General features: G+C 67.2%; 17 protein-coding genes and 1 pseudogene. 3 read left to right on the top strand and 15 right to left on the bottom strand.

All coding sequences use genetic code 11. The features are described from left to right. Positions 1-193: 193 nt before the first annotated feature. Complete coding sequence (locus tag KY497_RS09125) at positions 194-1,573, top strand: DEAD/DEAH box helicase (RefSeq protein ID WP_127482621.1); 1,380 nt, start codon at positions 194-196, stop codon at positions 1,571-1,573. Between the two features lie 168 nt (positions 1,574-1,741). On the opposite strand, the gene KY497_RS09120 is transcribed toward KY497_RS09125, so the two are convergent. From KY497_RS09120 to KY497_RS09095, 6 genes are all read right to left on the bottom strand, one after another. Beyond that, complete coding sequence (locus KY497_RS09120) at positions 1,742-3,031, bottom strand: citrate synthase (protein ID WP_055866746.1); 1,290 nt, start codon at positions 3,029-3,031, stop codon at positions 1,742-1,744. Between the two features lie 191 nt (positions 3,032-3,222). Further along, positions 3,223-4,347: a succinyldiaminopimelate transaminase gene (gene dapC / locus KY497_RS09115; RefSeq protein ID WP_219868897.1), complete on the bottom strand. Its 1,125-nt coding sequence runs from the start codon at positions 4,345-4,347 to the stop codon at positions 3,223-3,225. Between the two features lie 9 nt (positions 4,348-4,356). Next, entirely contained in the window at positions 4,357-4,677 is a 321-nt protein-coding gene (fdxA, locus tag KY497_RS09110; RefSeq protein ID WP_055873321.1) for a ferredoxin, read from the bottom strand. Between the two features lie 9 nt (positions 4,678-4,686). Further along, positions 4,687-5,097 carry a histidinol dehydrogenase gene (locus KY497_RS09105; RefSeq protein ID WP_141386662.1) on the bottom strand — a complete coding sequence of 137 codons (411 nt, stop codon included), beginning with the start codon at positions 5,095-5,097 and terminating at the stop codon, positions 4,687-4,689. A 52-nt stretch (positions 5,098-5,149) separates the two neighbouring features. After that, positions 5,150-5,464 (bottom strand): AzlD domain-containing protein, encoded by a 315-nt coding sequence (locus KY497_RS09100; protein ID WP_219868896.1) that lies wholly within the window; start codon positions 5,462-5,464, stop codon positions 5,150-5,152. Further along, positions 5,461-6,180 carry an AzlC family ABC transporter permease gene (locus KY497_RS09095; protein WP_219868895.1) on the bottom strand — a complete coding sequence of 240 codons (720 nt, stop codon included), beginning with the start codon at positions 6,178-6,180 and terminating at the stop codon, positions 5,461-5,463. Before KY497_RS09095 ends, KY497_RS09100 begins: the two co-directional genes overlap by 4 nt. Before the next feature lie 104 nt (positions 6,181-6,284). Here KY497_RS09095 and KY497_RS09090 point away from each other — a divergent pair, with 104 nt between their 5' ends. Then, positions 6,285-6,833, top strand: a complete 549-nt coding sequence (locus tag KY497_RS09090) for a helix-turn-helix domain-containing protein (RefSeq protein ID WP_127482623.1) — start codon at positions 6,285-6,287, stop codon at positions 6,831-6,833. Between the two features lie 3 nt (positions 6,834-6,836). Here KY497_RS09090 and KY497_RS09085 read toward each other — a convergent pair whose 3' ends face one another. The 4 genes and pseudogenes from KY497_RS09085 to typA form a co-directional block, all read right to left on the bottom strand. Continuing rightward, positions 6,837-8,462 carry an MFS transporter gene (locus tag KY497_RS09085; RefSeq protein WP_219868894.1) on the bottom strand — a complete coding sequence of 542 codons (1,626 nt, stop codon included), beginning with the start codon at positions 8,460-8,462 and terminating at the stop codon, positions 6,837-6,839. Continuing rightward, positions 8,459-9,505: pseudogene (gene glsA, locus KY497_RS09080) on the bottom strand (glutaminase A). Before glsA ends, KY497_RS09085 begins: the two are co-directional and overlap by 4 nt. Positions 9,506-9,604: 99 nt before the next feature. After that, positions 9,605-10,501, bottom strand: a complete 897-nt coding sequence (locus tag KY497_RS09075; RefSeq protein ID WP_141386666.1) for a phospholipase — start codon at positions 10,499-10,501, stop codon at positions 9,605-9,607. 195 nt (positions 10,502-10,696) lie between these two features. Beyond that, on the bottom strand, positions 10,697-12,610 hold the full coding sequence (gene typA / locus KY497_RS09070) for a translational GTPase TypA (RefSeq protein WP_053095568.1): 1,914 nt from the start codon (positions 12,608-12,610) through the stop codon (positions 10,697-10,699). 102 nt (positions 12,611-12,712) lie between these two features. Here typA and KY497_RS09065 point away from each other — a divergent pair, with 102 nt between their 5' ends. Further along, the gene (locus KY497_RS09065) at positions 12,713-13,519 is read left to right on the top strand and encodes a CPBP family intramembrane glutamic endopeptidase (RefSeq protein ID WP_127482626.1); all 807 of its coding nucleotides are present in this window, start codon (positions 12,713-12,715) and stop codon (positions 13,517-13,519) included. Between the two features lie 5 nt (positions 13,520-13,524). Here KY497_RS09065 and KY497_RS09060 read toward each other — a convergent pair whose 3' ends face one another. The 5 genes from KY497_RS09060 to KY497_RS09040 form a co-directional block, all read right to left on the bottom strand. Then, entirely contained in the window at positions 13,525-14,094 is a 570-nt protein-coding gene (locus KY497_RS09060) for a PH domain-containing protein (RefSeq protein ID WP_219868893.1), read from the bottom strand. Between the two features lie 2 nt (positions 14,095-14,096). Beyond that, positions 14,097-15,770: an ABC transporter ATP-binding protein gene (locus tag KY497_RS09055; protein ID WP_219868892.1), complete on the bottom strand. Its 1,674-nt coding sequence runs from the start codon at positions 15,768-15,770 to the stop codon at positions 14,097-14,099. Further along, positions 15,767-16,708, bottom strand: coding sequence for an ABC transporter permease (locus KY497_RS09050; RefSeq protein WP_055864465.1), 942 nt, complete (start codon positions 16,706-16,708; stop codon positions 15,767-15,769). The genes KY497_RS09055 and KY497_RS09050 overlap by 4 nt, the downstream gene beginning before the upstream one ends. After that, positions 16,701-17,627: an ABC transporter permease gene (locus tag KY497_RS09045; protein WP_218682155.1), complete on the bottom strand. Its 927-nt coding sequence runs from the start codon at positions 17,625-17,627 to the stop codon at positions 16,701-16,703. Before KY497_RS09045 ends, KY497_RS09050 begins: the two co-directional genes overlap by 8 nt. 101 nt (positions 17,628-17,728) lie before the next feature. Then, positions 17,729-19,360 carry an ABC transporter substrate-binding protein gene (locus KY497_RS09040; protein WP_218682154.1) on the bottom strand — a complete coding sequence of 544 codons (1,632 nt, stop codon included), beginning with the start codon at positions 19,358-19,360 and terminating at the stop codon, positions 17,729-17,731. Positions 19,361-19,566 lie beyond the last annotated feature (206 nt).

The raw sequence follows: 19,566 nt of genomic DNA, 5'->3' as shown, positions 1-19,566 counted from the left end.
GAGTTGCGTGTACCGCCGGTCTCGTAACATCGTCGTCGTCACGGGGTCTCCGAGGACCGAAGCGAGCGGAACCGCTCCCACCACCAGCATCAGCTGGCCTTTCGAACGGCGAACCGATGCGCAATTCCTGCGCCGTCGCCCACCTCACCCCTTTATCTCGCGCCGTTCATTCGGGCGCTGACGGAGTTTCTGCATGTCTACTTTCCTTGAACTCGGCGTTCCTGCCGAGCTCGCCGCCGTTCTCGCCGATTCCGGCAAGACCGAGGCGTTCGCCATCCAGCGCGACACCCTTCCCGACTCCCTCGCCGGACGCGACCTCCTGGGTCGCGGACGCACGGGCAGCGGCAAGACCATCGCCTTCGCCCTGCCGCTCGTCGCGCGCCTCGCCGCTTCCGGCGGACAGCGCCGTGCCGGCCTCCCGCGCGGACTCGTCCTCGCCCCCACGCGTGAGCTCGCGACGCAGATCGCCGCGACCATCGCACCTCTCGCCGAGGCCGCGGGCCTGCGCGTCACGACCGTCTTCGGCGGCGTCAGCCAGCGTCCGCAGGAGCAGGCGCTGCGCGGCGGCGTCGACATCGTCGTGGCCTGCCCCGGTCGACTCGAAGACCTCATGAAGCAGCAGGTGGTTCGCCTGAGCGCGATCGAGGTCACCGTGCTCGACGAGGCCGATCACATGGCCGACCTCGGCTTCCTGCCCGGCGTCACCCGCATCCTCACCGCGACCCCGGCCGGTGGACAGCGTCTGCTGTTCAGCGCGACCCTGGACCGCGGCATCGACACCCTCGCCCGCCGCTTCCTCTCGAACGCGGTCAGCCACGAGGTCGACGAGGAGAGCGTGCCCGTCGGCGAGATGACCCACCGCGTGCTGGTCGTCGACTCCACCGACAACAAAACCGCCCTCGTGCGCGAGCTCGCCTCGGGCACCGGTCGCCGCATCCTCTTCACCCGCACCAAGCACCAGGCGAAGAAGCTCGCGAAGCAGCTCACCGCCGCGGGGATCCCCGCCGTCGACCTGCACGGCAACCTGTCGCAGAATGCGCGCGAGCGCAACCTCGGCGCCTTCTCCGCCGCTCCCGAAGACGGCGGAGTGCGCGTGCTCGTGGCGACCGACGTCGCGGCGCGCGGCGTGCACGTCGACAACGTCGACCTCGTCGTCCACGTCGACCCGCCCGTCGAGCACAAGGCGTACCTGCACCGTTCCGGCCGCACCGCGCGTGCGGGTGCCGCGGGCACCGTCGTGACCGTCGTGCTCCCCGAGCAGCGCCGCGACGTCAAGGATCTCCTGCGCAAGGCCGCCATCTCGGCTCCCCTGGAAGACGTCACCACAGCGGCCGTCACCGCGCTGGTGCCCGAGCGCGCAGCGCATGTGCGCCCGGCCCCCGTGCAGGCTCCGCAGCAGCAGCGCCAGTCCTCCAAGCAGCGCCCGGCAGGCGGCGAGAAGAGCGGAGCGGCCAACCCGCCGTCGCGTCGCCGTCGTCGTCCCCGCGCCGGTGCTTCCGGCACGGGCGCAGGTGGTGGCTACTCCACGCAGAGCGGCTCCCGTCAGGGCGGCCGCAGCTCGCAGGGTCGCTGAACACTCGAGCCGCTGATTTCAGCTCAGCACGGCGCCTTCTCCGCTCGTCGGAGGGGGCGCCGTGCCGTTTCCCCGCGACGAATGCCGGGAATCCGAATCCACCGCGTCGCTGCCAGACGACGAAAGCGCCCCCTCCGTCGTGCGGAAGGGGCGCTTTCTCGTCTGAACTCAGCGCGTCGGGAAGGAACGCTCGGGCGCTCCTGTGTACAGCTGCTGCGGGCGACCGATCTTGGTCTGCGGGTCGAGCTGCAGCTCACGCCACTGCGCGAGCCAGCCCGGCAGACGGCCGATCGCGAACAGCACCGTGAACATGCGCGTCGGGAAGCCCATGGCCTTGTAGATGACCCCGGTGTAGAAGTCGACGTTCGGGTACAGGCGACGCTCGCGGAAGTAGTCGTCGGCCAGCGCGAGCTCCTCGAGCTCCTTCGCGAGGTCGAGCAGAGGGTCGGTGACGCCCAGGGAGGAGAGCACCTCGTCGGCGGCCTCCTTGACGAGCTTGGCGCGAGGGTCGTAGTTCTTGTAGACCCGGTGGCCGAAGCCCATCAGCTTCACGCCCTCTTCCTTGTTCTTCACGCGCTCGACGAAGCGAGCGACGCTCTGACCGGAGTCACGGATCTGACCGAGCATCGTCAGCACGGCCTCGTTGGCACCACCGTGGAGCGGGCCGGAGAGAGCCTGGATGCCGGCGGAGACCGACGCGAACTGGTTCGCGCCGGTGGAGCCCACCAGGCGGACCGTGGACGTGGAGGCGTTCTGCTCGTGGTCCTCGTGCAGAATGAGGAGCAGCTCGAGAGCCTTCGACATCACCGGGTTGACCTCGTACTCCTCGCTGTGCACACCGAAGTTCAGCTTCAGGAAATTGTCGACGAAGCTCAGCGAGTTGTCCGGGTAGAGGAACGCCTGGCCGACGCTCTTCTTGTGCGCGTAGGCCGCGATCACGGGGAGCTTGGCGAGCATGCGCACCATGTTCAGCTCGACGTGCTCCGGGTTGTGCGGGTCTGTCTGCCCCTCGTAGTAGGTCGAGAGGGCGGCGACGGCCGAAGACAGCACCGACATGGGGTGCGCCGTGTGCGGCAGAGCCGAGAAGAAGCGCTTGAGGTCTTCGTGCAGCAGCGTGTGACGACGGATCTTCTCGTCGAACTCCGCGAGCTCGGAGGCGGACGGCAGCTCTCCGTAGATCAGGAGCCAGGCGACCTCGAGGTAGCTGGTGGAGCCCGCGAGCTGCTCAATCGGATAGCCGCGATACCGCAGGATGCCCTTGTCACCGTCGATGAAGGTGATCTCGGACTTCGTGGAGGCCGTGTTCACGAAACCGTAGTCCAGGCCGGTGTATCCGGTCTGTCGGGTCAGCGTCGAGAAATCGATGCTGTCGTGCCCTGCCGTGCCGCGCAGCACCGGGAATTCGGCGGTCGTGTCGCCGATCGTCAGCTTCGCCGTCTGGTCTGCCGCTGCACTCACGCGGACCTCCTCGTTGTGTCCGCCCCCGCTCGTCGCGGTGATGTCGAACAAGATCTTGATCAAGCCTGAACTGGCGATCTCACGGCGCTCAAGCGCCAGGTCGGGTCACGACCGAATCGCCTCTACAGCCTAGTAGTCACACAGGCCTACTGTGACATCCGCCAAACAGAAGGACCCTCCGAGGAGGGAACCTACATATAGGTTGCCATATCGGTTGTGGAGAGTCGACGCGCGGCCTCGCAGACGTGCGCGGTCGGCGCGGTGAGTGCGAGCCTGACATGCTGTGCGGAGTCGGCTCCGTAGAAGGGCCCAGGGCCTGCGAGGATGCCGAGATTAGCGAGTCGCGCCATCGACTCCCAGGCGTCGCGCCCCTCGGTCGCCCAGAGGTACAGCCCCGCCTCGGAACCCTCGATGCGGAAGCCCGCCGCCTCCAGCGCAGGACGAAGGGCATCGCGACGGGTGCGGTAGAGCTCCTTCTGCACCGCGACGTGCTCATCGTCTCCGAGAGCGACCGCCATCGCGTGCTGCACCGGTGCGGGCGGCATCAGCCCGAGGTGCTTGCGTGCCGTGAGCAGCTCTCCCACGATGCGCGCACAGCCGGCCACGAACGCCGCACGGTATCCGGCGAGGTTGGACTGCTTGCTCAGGGAGTAGACGCTGAGCAGATTCGCACGGCTTCCGCCGGTCACCCGCGGGTCGAGGATCGAGGGGATCGGCTCGGTCGCCCACTCGTCGTCCCACCCCAGCTCGGCATAGCACTCATCGCTCGCCAGGACGGCTCCGAGCTCGCGGGCGCGGCTCACGGCTGCGGCGAGCTCGTCCACGGTCCAGGTGCGGCCGTCCGGGTTGCCCGGGGTGTTGATCCAGATGAGCTTGGTGCCCTCGGGCCAGTCCTGCGGGTCATCGGCGGGCAGGGGCGTGGCCCCCACAACGCGCGCGCCGACCTCGTAGGTCGGATACGCCACGCGCGGGTGCACGACGATGTCGCCGGCCCCCAGACCGAGCAGAGTGGGCAGCAGCGCGACGAGCTCTTTCGAGCCGATCGTCGGGAGCACGTTGTCGACGCGGAGGTCGGGCACTCCCCTGCGTCTGGCGTACCAGTCCACGATGGCCTCGCGCAGCGTCGGCGTGCCGACCGTCTGCGGGTAGGCGTGGGCGTCCGTCGCCTCGGCCAGCGCACGCCGGATGATCTCGGGAGTCGGGTCGACAGGAGAGCCGACCGACAGATCGATGAGCCCGTCCTGGTGCCTCTCGGCACGCTCACGGAACGGGACGACGGCGTCCCACGGGTAGTCGGCGAGGTCGCGGACGCTCACGAAGCGCGCCTACTCGCCCTGCGGCGGCAGAGCGGCGATGATCGGGTGGTCGAACGAGTAGACGCCGACCTTGGCGGCGCCGCCCGGGGACCCGATCTCGTCGAAGAACTCGACGTTGGCCTTGTAGTAGTCCTGCCATTCGTCGGGCAGATCATCTTCGTAGTAGATGGCCTCGACGGGGCACACCGGCTCGCAGGCACCACAGTCGACGCACTCGTCGGGATGGATGTACAACGAGCGTTCACCCTCGTAGATGCAGTCAACGGGGCACTCGTCGATGCAGGCGCGATCCTTGACATCGACGCACGGGAGGGCGATCACATACGTCACCCCCTCAGTCTACGACTCGCGAGCCTCGGGTTCTTGCGCGGCGGGTGCCTCCGTGCGCACGGGAAGACGTCGCACCGAGGGCCAGGCGATCACGAGCAGCACGATTCCGGCCACCAGGTAGGTCCAGATCTGCCCCGTGAACGACGCGGGCACGACGACGGAGCCTCCGGGACCCTCGCCCGAGATCAGCACCAGCATGCCGATCATCCCCAGCCCCGCTGCCACGGCGGCACCGCGGTCGTGCGTGAGCGCGCGCACGGCGATCAGGATGGCCGCGCAGGCGATCGCGGCGACGATCATGCCGACCGGGATCGGACCCCACATCACGCTGTGGCTGATCGTGCCGGCGATGCCGTAGACACCGCCCACCAGGGCGGCAGCGATCCACGACAACACTCTCGACATCCAGCTCACGCGCACCTGTCGATCCTACCGAGGAGGCCCGCACGATCCCGATCAGAACCTGGCAGGGTCAGGCCGCGACTCCGAACAGACGAAGGAGGGCGGCCACCACCGCAGCCGCCACCACGACCACGAGGAAGGACTGCCGCAGCCACAGCAGCCCGCCCGCGACCAGCAGAGCGGGCACGCGCGCATCAACGGTGATCGTCTGCCCGTCCCCCAGGGTCTGCACGGCCACGAGAGCCGCCAGGAGCGCCACCGTCAGAAGATCAGAGATGCGGGCCGTGCGCGGCGCCTCGAGCACCCGGGGCGGCACCAGGTAGCCGGCAGCCTTGAGGGCGAGGCATATCACCGCCGCGAGGAGGATGGCGCTCCAGAGAGTCATGACGTCGCCTCCGGTCCCGCGTCGGTCGTCTCGACCGATGTCGCAGGCCGCCCCATCCAGTTGAACCAGCCGACGGCGATCGCGACGACCGCGGCGACGAGCACCGGAAGTCCGGGCATCAGCATCGGGGTGAAGGCCGCGGCGACCACAGCCGCGGCGATGCCGACCACGACGGCCTGACGCTGGCGGAGTCTCGGCCACAGCAGAGCGAGGAATGCCGCAGCCGCCGCCGCATCCAGCCCCCAGGCCTTGGGGTCTCCGAGCACGTCGCCCACGAGTGCCCCGACGAGGGTGGTGATGTTCCAGCCGACGAAGATGCCGATCCCCGTCACCCAGAATCCGACCTGCCGCAGCCGCGGGTCTCTCTGCGAGATCGCCACCGCCGTCGACTCGTCGATCGTGAAGTGCGCAGCAGCCGCCTTGCGCACGGGTCCTCCCCCGACGATCGGCGACATCCGCATGCCGTAGGCGACGTTGCGCACCCCGAGAAGCGCCGCCGAGGCGATCGCCGAGGGCAGCGCGGCGACGCCGCCCGCAGTGAAGACGCCGACGAAGGCGAACTGGGATCCTCCGGTGAACATCAGCAGGCTCAGCACACACGTCTGCCAGACGTCGAGACCCGAGGCCACGGCGAGGGCGCCGAAAGAGATGCCGTAGGCACTGGTCGCGAGAACGACGCCGAGCGACTCGCGCCAGACCTCACGCTCTGCGGTCATCACACACCACTCGAACCACTGTTCGCTTCACTGAACACATGATCATAATTCTGAACACCAGCGCACGGATAGTCAAGCGAACGAACGTTTGACATGATGAACACATGGAGGAACTTCGCACACGCATCGCCCGCACCCTGCGTCGGGAGCGAGAGGCGGCGAGTCTGTCGGTGTCCGAGCTCGCTCGACGAGCCGGCATCTCCAAGGCGACGGTGTCCCAGCTCGAGAGCGGAGCAGGCAACCCCAGCGTCGAGACGCTGTGGGCGCTCGGCGTGGCGCTCGGCGTACCCTTCGCCGTGCTGGTCGATCAGCAGGCCAACGCACCGACCCTCATCCGCGCAGACGACCTCGCGGGCGTTCCGTCCTCCGCAGCCGCGTACAGCGCGACGTTGCTGTCGGCGAGCCCTCCCGGCGCCCGCCGGGACATCTACCTGATCCAGGCCGAGCCGGGTGACGCCCGCCGTTCCGACCCTCATCACCCCGGGACGATCGAGCACGTGATCATGATGACGGGACAGGCACGGATCGGCCCGGTCGACGAACCAGTGCTGCTGGGCCCCGGCGACTACCTCACCTACGCCGGAGATGCTCCGCACATCTTCGAGGCGACCGCGCCCGGCACCAGCGCGGTGCTCATCTCCGAGCTGCGCTGAGCGTCACTCCGACCCGGCCGCCGGCGACGGGTCGGGGATCTCGTGCGGCCGATACTGCGGGAGCCGCGAAGCCGGGAGGATCGCCAGCGCGCTGATACCCGCGAGCAGGAGCAGGCCGAGCTTGAGAGTGCCGAGCCGGGACTCCTCGTTCACGGCGACGGCTGCGTCGACCTGTTCCGGCGTCGCGTCCGTGGCCTCGAGCGCGACACGGAGATCGTCGTTGCTGACGAAGTTGAGGTTGTCCATGTCGACCTGTGCGACGAGTGACGGCGGAAGCTCGGGGTGCTCGACGACAGCGCGACCGATACTGAGCCCGAGAAGAGAGACCAGCAGCGCCCCTGCGAGCGCGGTGCCGACGGCCGAGGCGAGGTTCTGCGTGGTGCCGCGCAGCGAACCCACGTCTCCGGCGAGTTCGGCGGGGGCCGCCGTCACGAGGACGTTGAACACCAACGTCACCAGCGCGCCCTGTCCGATGCCGAAGACGATGAGCCCGGCGATCGTCGGGATGGTCTCCCAGTTGTTGTTCACGACGAACGACAACCACACCAGCGCGACCGTGGTGAGGATGAAGCCGACCACGCCGATCGTCCGCGGCGGGAAGCGCCGGTACAGCCGCACCACGAGCGTGGCTGTGACGAAGACGGTGAGGTTGAACGGCATCATCGCCATCGAGGTGTCGAACGGGGTCCTGCCCTGCACGATCTGGATGTAGAGCGGGATCGTGAAGTTCACGCACGCCTCCAGGGCGACCACGATGAACATGGCATACACGGCGGCCCGCTCACGCGACGAGCCGAGCACGCTCAGATCGATCAGGGGAACCCTCCCCTCCGACATCCGTCTCCGCGTCCACAGGAAGAAGGCCTGCCCGAGTACCAGCCCCACCACGATGAAGACGGGGGCAGGCGAGAGCCCGATGACGTTGAAAGGGGCGTCGGCCGTCGCCGCCACCGCACCCCAGGAGTTCAGGTTGTTGAACCCGAGCGTCAGCAGCACGATCGCCGCGCCGATGAGGAGTGAGGCGACGAGGTCGATGCGGATCGACGCGTCTCCGCGATCGCCGCGCAGGGTGAAGCTCAGTGCGGCGACGACGACGGCGATCCCCAGCACGATGAAGAACATCGGCCGCCAGCCGACCAGGGTCCCCAGGGTGCCGCCGATCAGGAAGGCGCTGACACCCGAGATCGCGCGCGCCGAACCGATGGCGCCGATGGCGGTCGCCTGCTGCTGGCCGCGGTAGTTCTCGGCAATGAGTGCCACGATCGACGGCACGATGATCGCTGCGGCCGCGCCGGCGACGGCCTGTCCGGCGATCGCCCACCACACCGTGGGCGCCAGGATCATCATCACCGAGGAGGCCGCGAACAGCGCGATCACGATCCGGAAGATGAGCACCCAGCCGATCCTCTGACCGAGCTTCGCGCCTGTCATCACGAGCGCGGCCACGGCGAGCCCGTACATGACGATCGTCGTGCTCGCGACCGTGGGCGGGACGCCGAACTCGCTCACCATGCCGCCGAGGGAGATCGGCAGCGCGGCGACGTTGAACGACATCAGCACCTGTGCGAGGAACAGGCTGACCATCGGGAACCACGAGGTCTTGGTCTGCTCCGGCTGCGTCTGGGTCATGACTGCTCCTGCGGTGCGGGTGAGGGTGCGGTCGCGGAGGCTTCACGACGCGCCGGGGCCGAGGCGAAGAGGTTCAGCCCCAGAACACGTGACAGGTACCCGATGGCCATCTGCGAACGGATGGAGTTCCCGGCCTCGTCCAGTCGCGGCGAGAATCCGGCAACCGCGCCCTTGCCGGGTGCGACAGCGACGATGCCGCCGGCGACACCGGACTTCGCCGGGAGCCCGATCTCGAACAGCCAGTCGCCGGATCGTTCGTACAACCCCGTCGACGCGACGACAGCGAGAGTGTCGCGGCACACCTCTTCCGAGACCACCCGCTCTCCGGTGACCGGATTCACTCCCCCGTCGGCGAGCGTCGCCCCCATCACAGCGAGATCGTGAGCCGTGACGCTCAAGGCGCACTGACGCGTGTAGACGTCGACCACCTCGTCGGGATCGCCCGACAGCCGACCATAGCTGCGCAGCAGACGACCGAGAGCGCGATTGCGGTCGTTCGTCTGCGCTTCCGATGCGTAGACCACCCCGTCGAGACTCAGCGGACGCCCGGCGAAGGCGGAGAGCCCCTCACGAACGCGCTCCCACTGCTCGACCGCGGTGGCGCCGGGCATGAGGGCGGTCGTGGCGATCGCACCGGCGTTGACCATCGGATTCATCGGATGCCCGTCGTTGAGCTCGACCGCCACGACGGAGTTGAAGGCGAGTCCTGTGTTGTTCACGCCGACGATGTCGCGCACGCGCTCATGGCCGTGCTCCTGGATCGCCAGGGCTTAGACGAACATCTTCGAGATCGACTGGATGGAGAAAGGATGCAGAGCGTCGCCGGCATCGTGCAGCCCGCCACCGACCTCGATCACCGCCAGACCGAAGAGCTCCGGATCGACCTCGGCGAGCACGGGGATGTAGTCGGCGACGGTGCCGCCGCGTTCCCCGCGATAGCGGGAGTGTGCGTCGCGCACGATCTCCTCGACGCGATCCCACCCCGGCAGGGAGCCGGTGGAGACCTCCTGCGGCACATCGCGCCACGCTGCCGGGTCGAGCACATCTCCTCCTCGGATCCGTGACGCCCCCAGGTCGTCAGAGTCACCGTAGCGCTCGACGCCCACCGATGGCTAGAGAATCCTCGGGAGGACGGGCGGGGATCAGTACCAGTTCATGGCCTGCGAATGCGCCCATGCGCTGCAGGGAGTGCCGTACACCGACGAGATGTATCCCAGTCCCCAGGCGACCTGAGTGGCGGCGTTCGTCTGCCAGTCGGATCCGGCTGACGCCATCTTGCTGCCGGGAAGCGCCTGCGGGATGCCGGTGGCACCGCTCGGGTTGTACGCCTGGTAGTTCCAACCGGACTCCTTGTTCCACAGGGAGTTCAGGCAGGAGAACTGATCGCCGCCCCATCCATAGGTGCTCGACATGATCTGCTGCGCGGAGGCCTTGGCGCCCTCCGGCGTGTTGGCTGCGGCCAATGCGGCCGCCGCCTGCTGCTCCGCGGCGGCCTGAGCCGCCGCCTGCTCCGCCGCTATCCTCGCGGCCTCTTCCTCCGCCTGCTTCTGCTGCGCCGCGGTGAGTGCACTGCGCAGCTCTGCGGTATCGGCGACGACGTTCGCCGTCTCCTCTTCCGCCTTGTCGGCGAGGATGCCCACCAGAAGCACCGGAGTCACGTCGCTGTCATCCAGCTTGTCGATGTGGCTGACGAGGTCGGAGGTGTCGATCGTCGTGACGACGCCGACGTCGAGCCCGGAGGCGACGACCTCGGACTCCAGCGTCTCGGCCGCCGCCACAGCGCCCTTCGCCTGCGCCAGGGTCGTTGAGGCGTCTTCCGTGATCTGCGCGAGCGGCTCGGCGCCGGCGAGGGCGGGAGCGGTGACGGCGGACGCGGCGTTCATGGCACCTACGGCGGGGGTGGAGGCGAGGCCGACGCTCAAGGTGATGCCGACGAGGGCGGCCGAGGCGACGCCGAGGATGGTCATCGGGCGGTGCGCGGCGTTTCGGGCCGAGGCTGCCGCGGAGGCGCGCCGAAGCGCACGGGTCTTGTGAAGCATGGGTTCGACTTTCGGGTGGTCGTACGCCCTTGCAGGAGACTCATCGGGAGCTCGTCCCAGGCGCAAGTGAACCACTCTGAACCATGAACCTGAACGAAAACCATCCCTCACCTGGGATTTACATGAGAAGAGGGCCCCATGCGCGCCTTGCGGCGGCACGAGGCCCTCTCACTCGGAGCATCTCCGAGACGGGTTTCAGACGTTCGCGTCCTGGCGCTTCAGGCGGGCGGTCTCACGCGCACGCGTGTTCGCGTCGAGGTTCACCTTGCGGATGCGGACGACCTCGGGGGTCACCTCGACGCACTCGTCGTCGCGGGCGAACTCGAGGCTCTCCTCCAGCGTGAGCTGGCGCGGAGGCGTCATCGACTCGAAGGTGTCGGAGCTCGCCGCACGCATGTTGGTGAGCTTCTTCTCCTTGGTGATGTTGACGTCCATGTCGTCGGCGCGGGAGTTCTCGCCGATGACCATGCCCTCGTAGACCTCCTGCGTGGGCTGCACGAAGAACGACATGCGCTCCTGCAGGGCGATCATGGCGAACGGAGTGACGACACCCTGACGGTCGGCGACGATCGAGCCGTTCTGACGCGTCGTGATGGAACCGGCCCACGGCTCGTAGCCGTGCGAGATCGCGTTCGCGATGCCGGTGCCGCGGGTGGTGGTCAGGAACTCGCTGCGGAAGCCGATCAGGCCGCGCGACGGAACGATGAACTCCATGCGCACCCAGCCGGTGCCGTGGTTGGTCATGTTCTCCATGCGACCCTTGCGGTTCGCGAGCAGCTGGGTGATCGCTCCGAGGTGCTCCTCCGGAGTGTCGATGGTCAGGTGCTCGAACGGCTCGTAGGTCTTGCCGTCGATCTTCTTCGTGACCACCTGCGGCTTGCCGACGGTGAGCTCGAAGCCCTCGCGGCGCATGTTCTCGACGAGGATGGCGAGCGCGAGCTCTCCACGGCCCTGCACCTCCCACGCATCCGGACGCCCGATGTCGACGACCTTGAGCGACACGTTGCCGATGAGCTCCTTGTCGAGACGGTCCTTGACCATGCGAGCGGTGAGCTTGTGACCCTTGACCTTGCCCATGAGGGGCGAGGTGTTGGTGCCGATGGTCATCGAGATGGCGGGGTCGTCGACCGTGATGGCCGGCAGCGGACGCACGTCTTCGGGGTCGGCGATGGTCTCGCCGATCGTGATGTTCTCGAAGCCGGCGATGGCGACGATGTCGCCGGGGCCGGCGGAATCGGCGGGGTAGCGCTCGAGGGCACGGGTCTTCAGCAGCTCGGTGATGCGGGCGTTCTGGTGGGTGCCGTCGGCGCGGACCCAGGCCACGGTCTGGCCCTTCTTCAGCGTGCCGTTGAAGACGCGCAGCAGTGCGAGACGGCCGAGGAACGGGCTGGAGTCGAGGTTGGTGACCCAGGCCTGCAGCGGGTGCTCGTCGTCGTACGCGGGCGCGGGAACGTGCTCGAGGATCGCCTCGAACAGCGGCTCGAGATCGTCGTTGTCCGGCAGCGATCCGTCGGCAGGACGGTTCTGCGATGCGGCACCGGCACGACCGGAGGCGTAGACGACCGGCACGTCGAGGAGAGCGTCGACATCGAGGTCGGGCACATCGTCGACCAGGTCGGAGGCGAGACCGAGCAGCAGGTCGTGCGCCTCTTCCTCGACCTCCGCGATGCGGGCGTCGGGGCGGTCGGTCTTGTTGACCAGGAGGATGACGGGAAGCTTGGCCTCGAGCGCCTTGCGCAGCACGAAGCGGGTCTGCGGCAGCGGGCCCTCACTCGCGTCGACGAGCAGCACGACACCGTCGACCATGGACAGGCCGCGCTCGACCTCGCCACCGAAGTCGGCGTGACCGGGGGTGTCGATCACGTTGATCGTGATCTCCTTGCCCTGGGCGTGCTTGCCCTTGTACGTGATCGCCGTGTTCTTGGCGAGGATCGTGATGCCCTTCTCACGTTCCAGATCGTTCGAGTCCATGGCGCGCTCGTCGACGTGAGCGTGTTCGCCGAAGGAGCCCGTCTGACGCAGCATCGCGTCGACGAGAGTGGTCTTGCCGTGGTCGACGTGCGCCACGATCGCGACGTTGCGGAGGTCAGAACGGAGGGCGTGCGCCATACAGGTGTCCTAAAAGATGTGGGGTTTCGCCGGGAAGCCGACGTTCCAGGATAACGCAAGCTCAGGGCTTGTTCCTGAAAAGCAGGTCGTAGCATCGAGATCGTGACCCGACCGCAGGCTCCGTGGGACCTCCCCGACCTCTCCCCCGCCCCGTCCCGTGCCCGGCTGTGGGTGGAGATCGCGATCGTCCTGGCTCTCGGCCTCGGCCAGTCCGCCGTGTACGCGATCGTGCAGCTCGCCTACCGCCTCACCGACGAGGTGCCGCTCGCCGAGCAGGTGGCGAAGCTCAATCCCTCGCGAAGCGACAGGGAGATCTTCGACCTCATCTACCAGGTGCTCGCGATCGGCTTCTCGCTCGTGCCCGTGCTGCTGGTGTGCTTCCTGCTGTGGCAGTCCCGACGCCCGCACCTGGCGCGACTCGGGCTCGACGGCACGGGGGTCGCGAAGGATGCAGGTCGCGGTGTCCTCCTCGTCCTGGCGATCGGCATCCCCGGCCTCGGCCTGTACCTAGCCGGCCGGGCTCTCGGGCTCACGGTCGCGATCGACCCCGCCGGGATCGACGCCTACTGGTGGACCGTGCCGGTGTTGCTGCTGGCAGCGGCGCGGGCATCGCTGCAGGAGGAGTTCGTCCTGCTCGGATACCTCTTCACGCGGCTCCGGCAGCTCGGCTGGAGCCCGTGGACGATCATCGTCTCCACGTCGGTCCTGCGGGCCAGCTACCACCTCTACCAGGGGTATCCGGCGTTCATCGGCAACCTCGCGATGGGCCTGCTCTTCGGATGGCTGTATCAGCGGTCGGGCCGGCTGATGCCGTTCCTCGTGGCGCACTTCGTCATCGACGCCGCCGCGTTCGTGGGGTACCCGTGGGCGGCGGCCACCTGGCCCGAGCTGTTCGGGTTGCCCGGCTGATCAGCTCAGGGTGAGACGGTGCCGGCGACGATGATCGCCCCGATCGCCCAGAGCACGATCACGGCGAGTGCGATGAGCGCGGGGGCGTCCCAGGTGCGACGGATCGACGTGGGCACGGGAGGCGCCGCCTCCCAGAGATCGCGGATTTCCGTGAGGGCGCGGAGGCCGGCGGGAGCCTTGGGTTCGGCGGCGTCACCCCGTGCGGGGCGCGGTGGCCTGGCACGGGCGGGGCCGCCGTAGCAGGTGAGGTCTCGTCCATCGTCGAGCGAGAACTGGAGCTGCCAGCGAAGGTCGATGTCGCGCACGTTGTTCCAGCCGAAGCTGGTACGGCGCAGCATGTTCTGCACGACGACGCCCTCGGGGCCCACCCGAACCGAGGAGACGTAGGTGAGCTCGTAGACGACCCACAGAGCCAGCAGCACCCACGGGGCGATGAGCAGCATCTGCACCCAGCTCCCTCGCACGACGGTGTCGCCGAGAAGGAACAACGCGAGCAGCGTGCTCGGGATCAGGATGACCAGTCCCGAGGACGCGCGATACGTTCGCGCGCCCTCGGGATGCTGTGGTTCGGTCACCGTCAGCGACCGCCGAGAGGGATCGACGCCCCGGGGATCGCCTTGAGCAGACGGTCGGTGTACTCCTGCTGCGGGTTGGCGAAGATCTCGTCGACAGTGCCCTGCTCGACGATCCTGCCCTTCTCCATGACGCACACGAGGTCGCTCGACACGCGGACGACGGCGAGGTCGTGCGTGATGAACAGATACGTGAGCCCGAGCTCGGACTGGAGTTCGGCGAGCAGCTGCAGCACCTGGTCCTGCACGAGCACATCGAGCGCCGAGACGGCCTCGTCGAGCACGATGATGTCGGGCTTCAGTGCCAGTGCACGCGCGATCGCGACGCGCTGACGCTGTCCGCCCGACAGCTCGTTCGGGTACCGAGTGGCGAGCACGCGCGGCAGCGAGACCTGATCGAGCAGCTCCTCGACGCGTTCGCGCTGCGATGCGCGATCGCCCACGCCGTGGATCTGCAGCGGCTCGGCGATCGTGTTGCCGATGTTGCGTAGCGGATCGAGCGAGCCGTACGGGTCCTGGAAGACCGGCTGCATGCGACGACGCAGGCCGAACGCCTGAGCGCTCGACAGCTTCGACACGTCCCGGCCGTCGATCTCGATGGTGCCGCTGGTGGGCTCCACGAGCTTCAGCACCATCTTCGCCACCGTGGACTTGCCGGAGCCCGATTCGCCCACGAGAGCGAGCGTCTTTCCTCGGGGGATCTCGAACGACACATCATCGACCGCTCGGAAGGCCTCGCTGCGGAACCCTCCCTGACGGATCCGATAGTCCTTCGTGAGCCCCGCGACACGCACCGTCGGAGGGATGGCGGCGAGGTCTTCGATCGTCTCGATGCCTCGGTCCTCCACCACTGCCTGGATGCGCTGCGACGCGACGCTGGGCGCCGCAGCGACCAGGCGCTTCGTGTAGGGGTGCTGAGGGTCTTCGAGGATCTGGCGGCTCGGCCCTGCCTCGACGATGTTGCCGCCGTTCATCACGATGATCTTGTTCGCACGCTCGGCCGCGAGGCCAAGGTCGTGCGTGATCAGGAGCATCGAGGTGCCCTTGTCGCGGGTGAGCGAGGCCATGTGGTCGAGGATCACGCGCTGCACCGTCACGTCCAGAGCCGAGGTCGGCTCGTCGGCGATGAGCAGCTTGGGGTCTGCCGCGAGCCCGATACCGATCAGCGCACGCTGACGCATGCCGCCTGAGAACTGGTGCGGGAACTGATGCAGTCGCTTCTCGGCATCGGCCAGGCCCGCCTGCTGCAGAACCTCGATCGTGCGCGCCTTGGCACTCCCGCGATCCCGGGCGATGCCGTTCGCACGGATCGCCTCCTTGACCTGGAATCCGATGCTCCAGACGGGATTGAGGTTCGACATCGGGTCCTGCGGCACGAAGCCGATGTCCCGACCGCGCACGGCCTCGATCTCACGGCGGTTCAGTGTCGTGAGCTCTCGCCCGTCGAGGGTGATGGACCCCGCGGTGACCTCTCCGGTTCCGGGAAGCAGGTTCACGATGGCCGTGGCCGTCGTGGACTTGCCTGATCCCGACTCGCCGACGATGGCGACGGTCTCGCCCGGCATGATGTCGAAGCTGACTCCGTGGAGCACTTCGCGCAGCCCCTCCTGGGTGCGGAAGGCGACCGTGAGGTCGCGGACGCTCAGCAGAGGGACCTGTTCGGTGACGCGCTCGCTCATCGGCGTGCCCTCGCCTTCGGGTCGAGGGCGTCTCTGATGAGCTCGCCCAGGGTGACGAAGGCCAGCACCGCGAGGGTGAGGGCGATCGACGGATAGATGAGTGCCATCGGAGCCACGCGCAGCGAGGCCTGAGCCTTCGCGATGTCGTTGCCCCACGACATCACGTCGCTGCCGAGCCCCACTCCGAGGAACGAGAGCGTGGCTTCAGCGACGATGGCCCCAGCGAGGCCGAGCGTCGAGACGACGAGGAGCGGAGCGATCGCATTCGGGACGACGTGGTTCAACAGGATCTTGAACTTCGACTGCCCGAGCGCCTGCGATGCCATCACGAAGTCGGCTTGGCGGACGCGGAGCACCTCCGCCCGAACGACACGCGCGGTCGAGGCCCAGGCGAACGCCCCGATGGCGAACGCGAGAGTCCACACCGACCGGGCGTCCCGGAACACGGTCATCACGACGACGGCCGCGAGGATGTACGGGATCGCGAAGAAGATGTCACCGATGCGCGACAGCAATCCGTCGAGCCAGCCGCCGTAGAAACCGGCGAGGGCTCCCATGATCAGGCCGAGCACAGACGAGATCACGGTGGCGATCAGGCCCACAGCCAGCGACGTCTGCGATCCCCACACGATGCGGGCGTAGATGTCGCACCCCTGGAACGTGAATCCGAGGGGGTGCCCCTCGGTCGGCCCGCCGTTGCTGTTGGAGAGCTGGCAGCCTTCGTTGGGGGGTGTGGAGGTGAACAGCGTCGGCCACAATGCCATCACGAGGAAGAACAGCGCGAGCGCGATCGAGAACCAGAACAGGGGGCGACGGCGCAGGTCGAACCAGGCGTCCCTCCACAGGTTGCTGGGCTTGTCCGAGATACGGACGGCGTCGACGGAGATCGACTCGGTCTCCACCGGGGCGACGTAGTGCTGAGGTGTGGAATCAGGCATAGCGGATCCTCGGGTCGAGCAGACCGTAGAGCAGGTCGATGAGAAGGTTCACCAGCACGTACAGGATGACGAACACCGTCACGAAAGAGACCACAGTGGGGCCTTCGCCGCGCAGGATCGCCTGGAACAGCGTGTTACCGACACCCGGGACGTTGAAGATTCCCTCGGTGACGGTGGCGCCGACGAGCAGCACGCCGAAGTTCGTGGCGGAGTTGGTGATGACGGGAATCAGCGAGTTGCGCAGCACGTGTACGGGAAGCACGCGACCCCGTGAGAGACCCTTGCTGTAGGCGGTGCGCACCCAGTCCTGGTTCAGGGTCTCGATGACGGAGCTGCGCATCAGACGCATGCTCACCGCATAGAGGCTGAAGCCGAGGACGATCGCCGGGAGCCATAGTCCGCCCCAGTCGTTGTCCGCGCCCACGGTGGGCTTGAACCATCCGAGCTGGATCGCGAGGAAGTACTGCGCGAGGAACGCTGCCACGAAGATGGGGATCGCGATCGCGACGAGGGCGATCACGAGAGACACGTTGTCGAACAGCTTGCCCTTGCGCAGCGCCGAGATCGTTCCGATGATGATCGCCAACACGAACTCGATCGCGATCGCCATGACGGCGAGGCGCCCCGTGACGGGGAGAGTGGCGGCGAGGACGGCCGAGACCGGGCGGCCCGAGTAGGTCGTGCCCAGGTCACCCTGGAAGACACCGGTGATGTAGTACCAGTACTGCACGATGAACGGCTCGTTCAGGTGGTACTGCTCGCGCAGCTGCTCGAGGACAGCGGGGTTCGGGGTCTTGTCCCCGAACAGGGCGAGGATCGGATCGCCGGGCATGGCGAACACGAGGAAATAGATGAGCAGGGTGGCTCCGAAGAAGACCGGGATCACCTGCAGAAGACGTCTCAGAATGTAACCGAGCATCCGCTTGTCCCTTCTTGAGGGCAAAGAAAGCGAGGCGAACACAGCCCATGAGGCGGTGACGAAGAATCGTCACCGCCTCATGGGTGAAGTGCCGTCAGACTTTACTCGCCGGCCTTCGTGATCTCGTAGTACAGCGGGACCGAGTTCCAGCCGAACGTCACGTTGTCGACGTTCTCGCTGAACCCACCGGTCACGTTCGAGTACCACAGCGGGATCGCAGGCAGATCCTGGAACAGGATCTCCTGTGCCTTGGTGAAGTCCTCGAGCTGCGCGTCGGGGTCGGGGTTGCTGATGCCCGCCGAGATGAGGTCGTCGAACTCGGGGTTCGAGTAGTCACCGTCGTTGGAACCGGCGCCCGTCGCGTAGAGCGGTCCGAGGAAGTTGTACAGACCCGGGTAGTCGGCCTGCCAGCCCGAACGTGCCGCCGTGGTGATGGTGCGGTCGTTGATCTTGCTGCGCAGGTCCTGGAAGGTCGGGTACGGGTCGCCCGACGCCTCGATGCCGAGCGTGTTCTTGATGCTGTTGCTCACTGCGTCGACCCAGGCGTCGTGTCCGCCGTCGGAGTTGTAGGCGATCTTGAAGTCGCCCTCCCACGGAGCGATGGCGTCAGCCTCGGCCCAGAGTTCCTTGGCCTTCTCGGGGTCGTAGCTGAGGACCTCGTTGCCGGGGATCGAGTCGGACCAGCCGGCGATGACCGGGGAAGTGAAGTCCGCCGCCGGGGTGCGGGTGCCGGAGAAGATCGTCTCGGTGATCTCCTCGCGGTTGATCGCCATCGACAGCGCCTGACGACGCAGCTTGCCCTCTTCGCCGCTGAAGTGCGGCAGGAACTGGCCGATGGTGAACGACTGGAACACAGCAGAGGGCTGGTTCACGGCGCGGTCGCCGAGCTCGTCGGTGAAGACGGCCAGCGAGTTCGTCGGGATCGCGTCGATGACGTCGACCTCGTTCGACAGCAGGTCGGCGTACGCCGCTTCCTGCGTCGCGTAGAACTTGATGGTGAGGCCACCGTTGGCCGCCTTGCGTCCGCCGTCGTAGTCGTCGTTGCGGACGAGCTCGATCTGGACGTCGTGCTGCCACGCGTCTTCGTCGGCGATCTTGTACGGGCCGTTGCCGATCGGGTTCTGACCGAAGGCATCCATGTCTTCGAATGCGACATCGGGCAGCGGGTAGAACGCCGAATAGCCGAGACGCAGCGCGAAGTCGGAGGCCGGCTTGTTGAGCGCGATCGTGAAGGTGTAGTCGTCGACCTGCTTCAGGCCGGTGAGCTCGGAGTCCTCGTCGTAGCTGAAGCCCTCGATGTCCTCGAAGAAGTAGCTGGAGAGGTGGCCGTTCGAGAGCTTCGCGCCCTCGTTCCACGCCTTGATGAAGTTGTCGGCCGTGACCTCTTCACCGTCGGTGAAGGTCAGGCCTTCCTTGATCTTGATCGTGAGGTTCTGGGGGTCCTCGGTGGTGATCTCCTCAGCCACGTCGTTGACCGGCTTGCCCTCGGCGTCGTAGTAGATCAGCCCTGCGAAGATCTCGTCGAGGATCTTTCCGCCACCCACCTCGTTGGTGTTGGTCGGGATGAGCGGGTTCTCCGGCTCGGATCCGTTGGTCGTGATGATGGCGTCCGCGTTGACGTTTCCGCCGGCGTCACCGTTCGACTCGTTTCCGCCGCTGGCGCAGCCCGCGAGCGCCAGGGCGCCGATCACGAACAACGCGGTGCCCGCAAGGGCGATCTTGTTGCGCTTCACTTTGTGTCCTCCTGTGGACATTCGGGGTTCTGCGTGCGCATCGTCGAGCACGCAGGGATACCTGAGCGTAACCCGCCGCCTCGCCCACGGACGCCCTCAGCTAACGAACTGTTACTGAGTGGTGACCATCTGTAACACCGGGGAAACACCGCGAAACAGCAGACGGTGCCGCGCTCCCATACAGAAGCGCGGCACCGTCTGCTCAG

Source organism: Microbacterium sp. PAMC22086 (assembly GCF_019443525.1).
Lineage (GTDB): Bacteria > Actinomycetota > Actinomycetes > Actinomycetales > Microbacteriaceae > Microbacterium > Microbacterium maritypicum.
Note: the sequence above shows the minus strand (reverse complement) of the source record. Positions and strands in the feature narration are given on the sequence as shown.

What these genes read in the sequence shown, in the direction of transcription:
- KY497_RS09095 (WP_219868895.1), bottom strand. Translation starts at nt 6,180, where the DNA reads ATGACCGCAGAGCGTGAGGTCTGGCGCGAGTCGCTCGGCGTCGTTCTC.
- KY497_RS09055 (WP_219868892.1), bottom strand. Translation starts at nt 15,770, where the DNA reads ATGAGCGAGCGCGTCACCGAACAGGTCCCTCTGCTGAGCGTCCGCGAC.
- KY497_RS09090 (WP_127482623.1), top strand. Translation starts at nt 6,285, where the DNA reads ATGGAGGAACTTCGCACACGCATCGCCCGCACCCTGCGTCGGGAGCGA.
- KY497_RS09075 (WP_141386666.1), bottom strand. Translation starts at nt 10,501, where the DNA reads ATGCTTCACAAGACCCGTGCGCTTCGGCGCGCCTCCGCGGCAGCCTCG.
- typA (WP_053095568.1), bottom strand. Translation starts at nt 12,610, where the DNA reads ATGGCGCACGCCCTCCGTTCTGACCTCCGCAACGTCGCGATCGTGGCG.
- KY497_RS09045 (WP_218682155.1), bottom strand. Translation starts at nt 17,627, where the DNA reads ATGCTCGGTTACATTCTGAGACGTCTTCTGCAGGTGATCCCGGTCTTC.
- KY497_RS09050 (WP_055864465.1), bottom strand. Translation starts at nt 16,708, where the DNA reads ATGCCTGATTCCACACCTCAGCACTACGTCGCCCCGGTGGAGACCGAG.
- KY497_RS09085 (WP_219868894.1), bottom strand. Translation starts at nt 8,462, where the DNA reads ATGACCCAGACGCAGCCGGAGCAGACCAAGACCTCGTGGTTCCCGATG.
- KY497_RS09100 (WP_219868896.1), bottom strand. Translation starts at nt 5,464, where the DNA reads ATGACTCTCTGGAGCGCCATCCTCCTCGCGGCGGTGATATGCCTCGCC.
- KY497_RS09125 (WP_127482621.1), top strand. Translation starts at nt 194, where the DNA reads ATGTCTACTTTCCTTGAACTCGGCGTTCCTGCCGAGCTCGCCGCCGTT.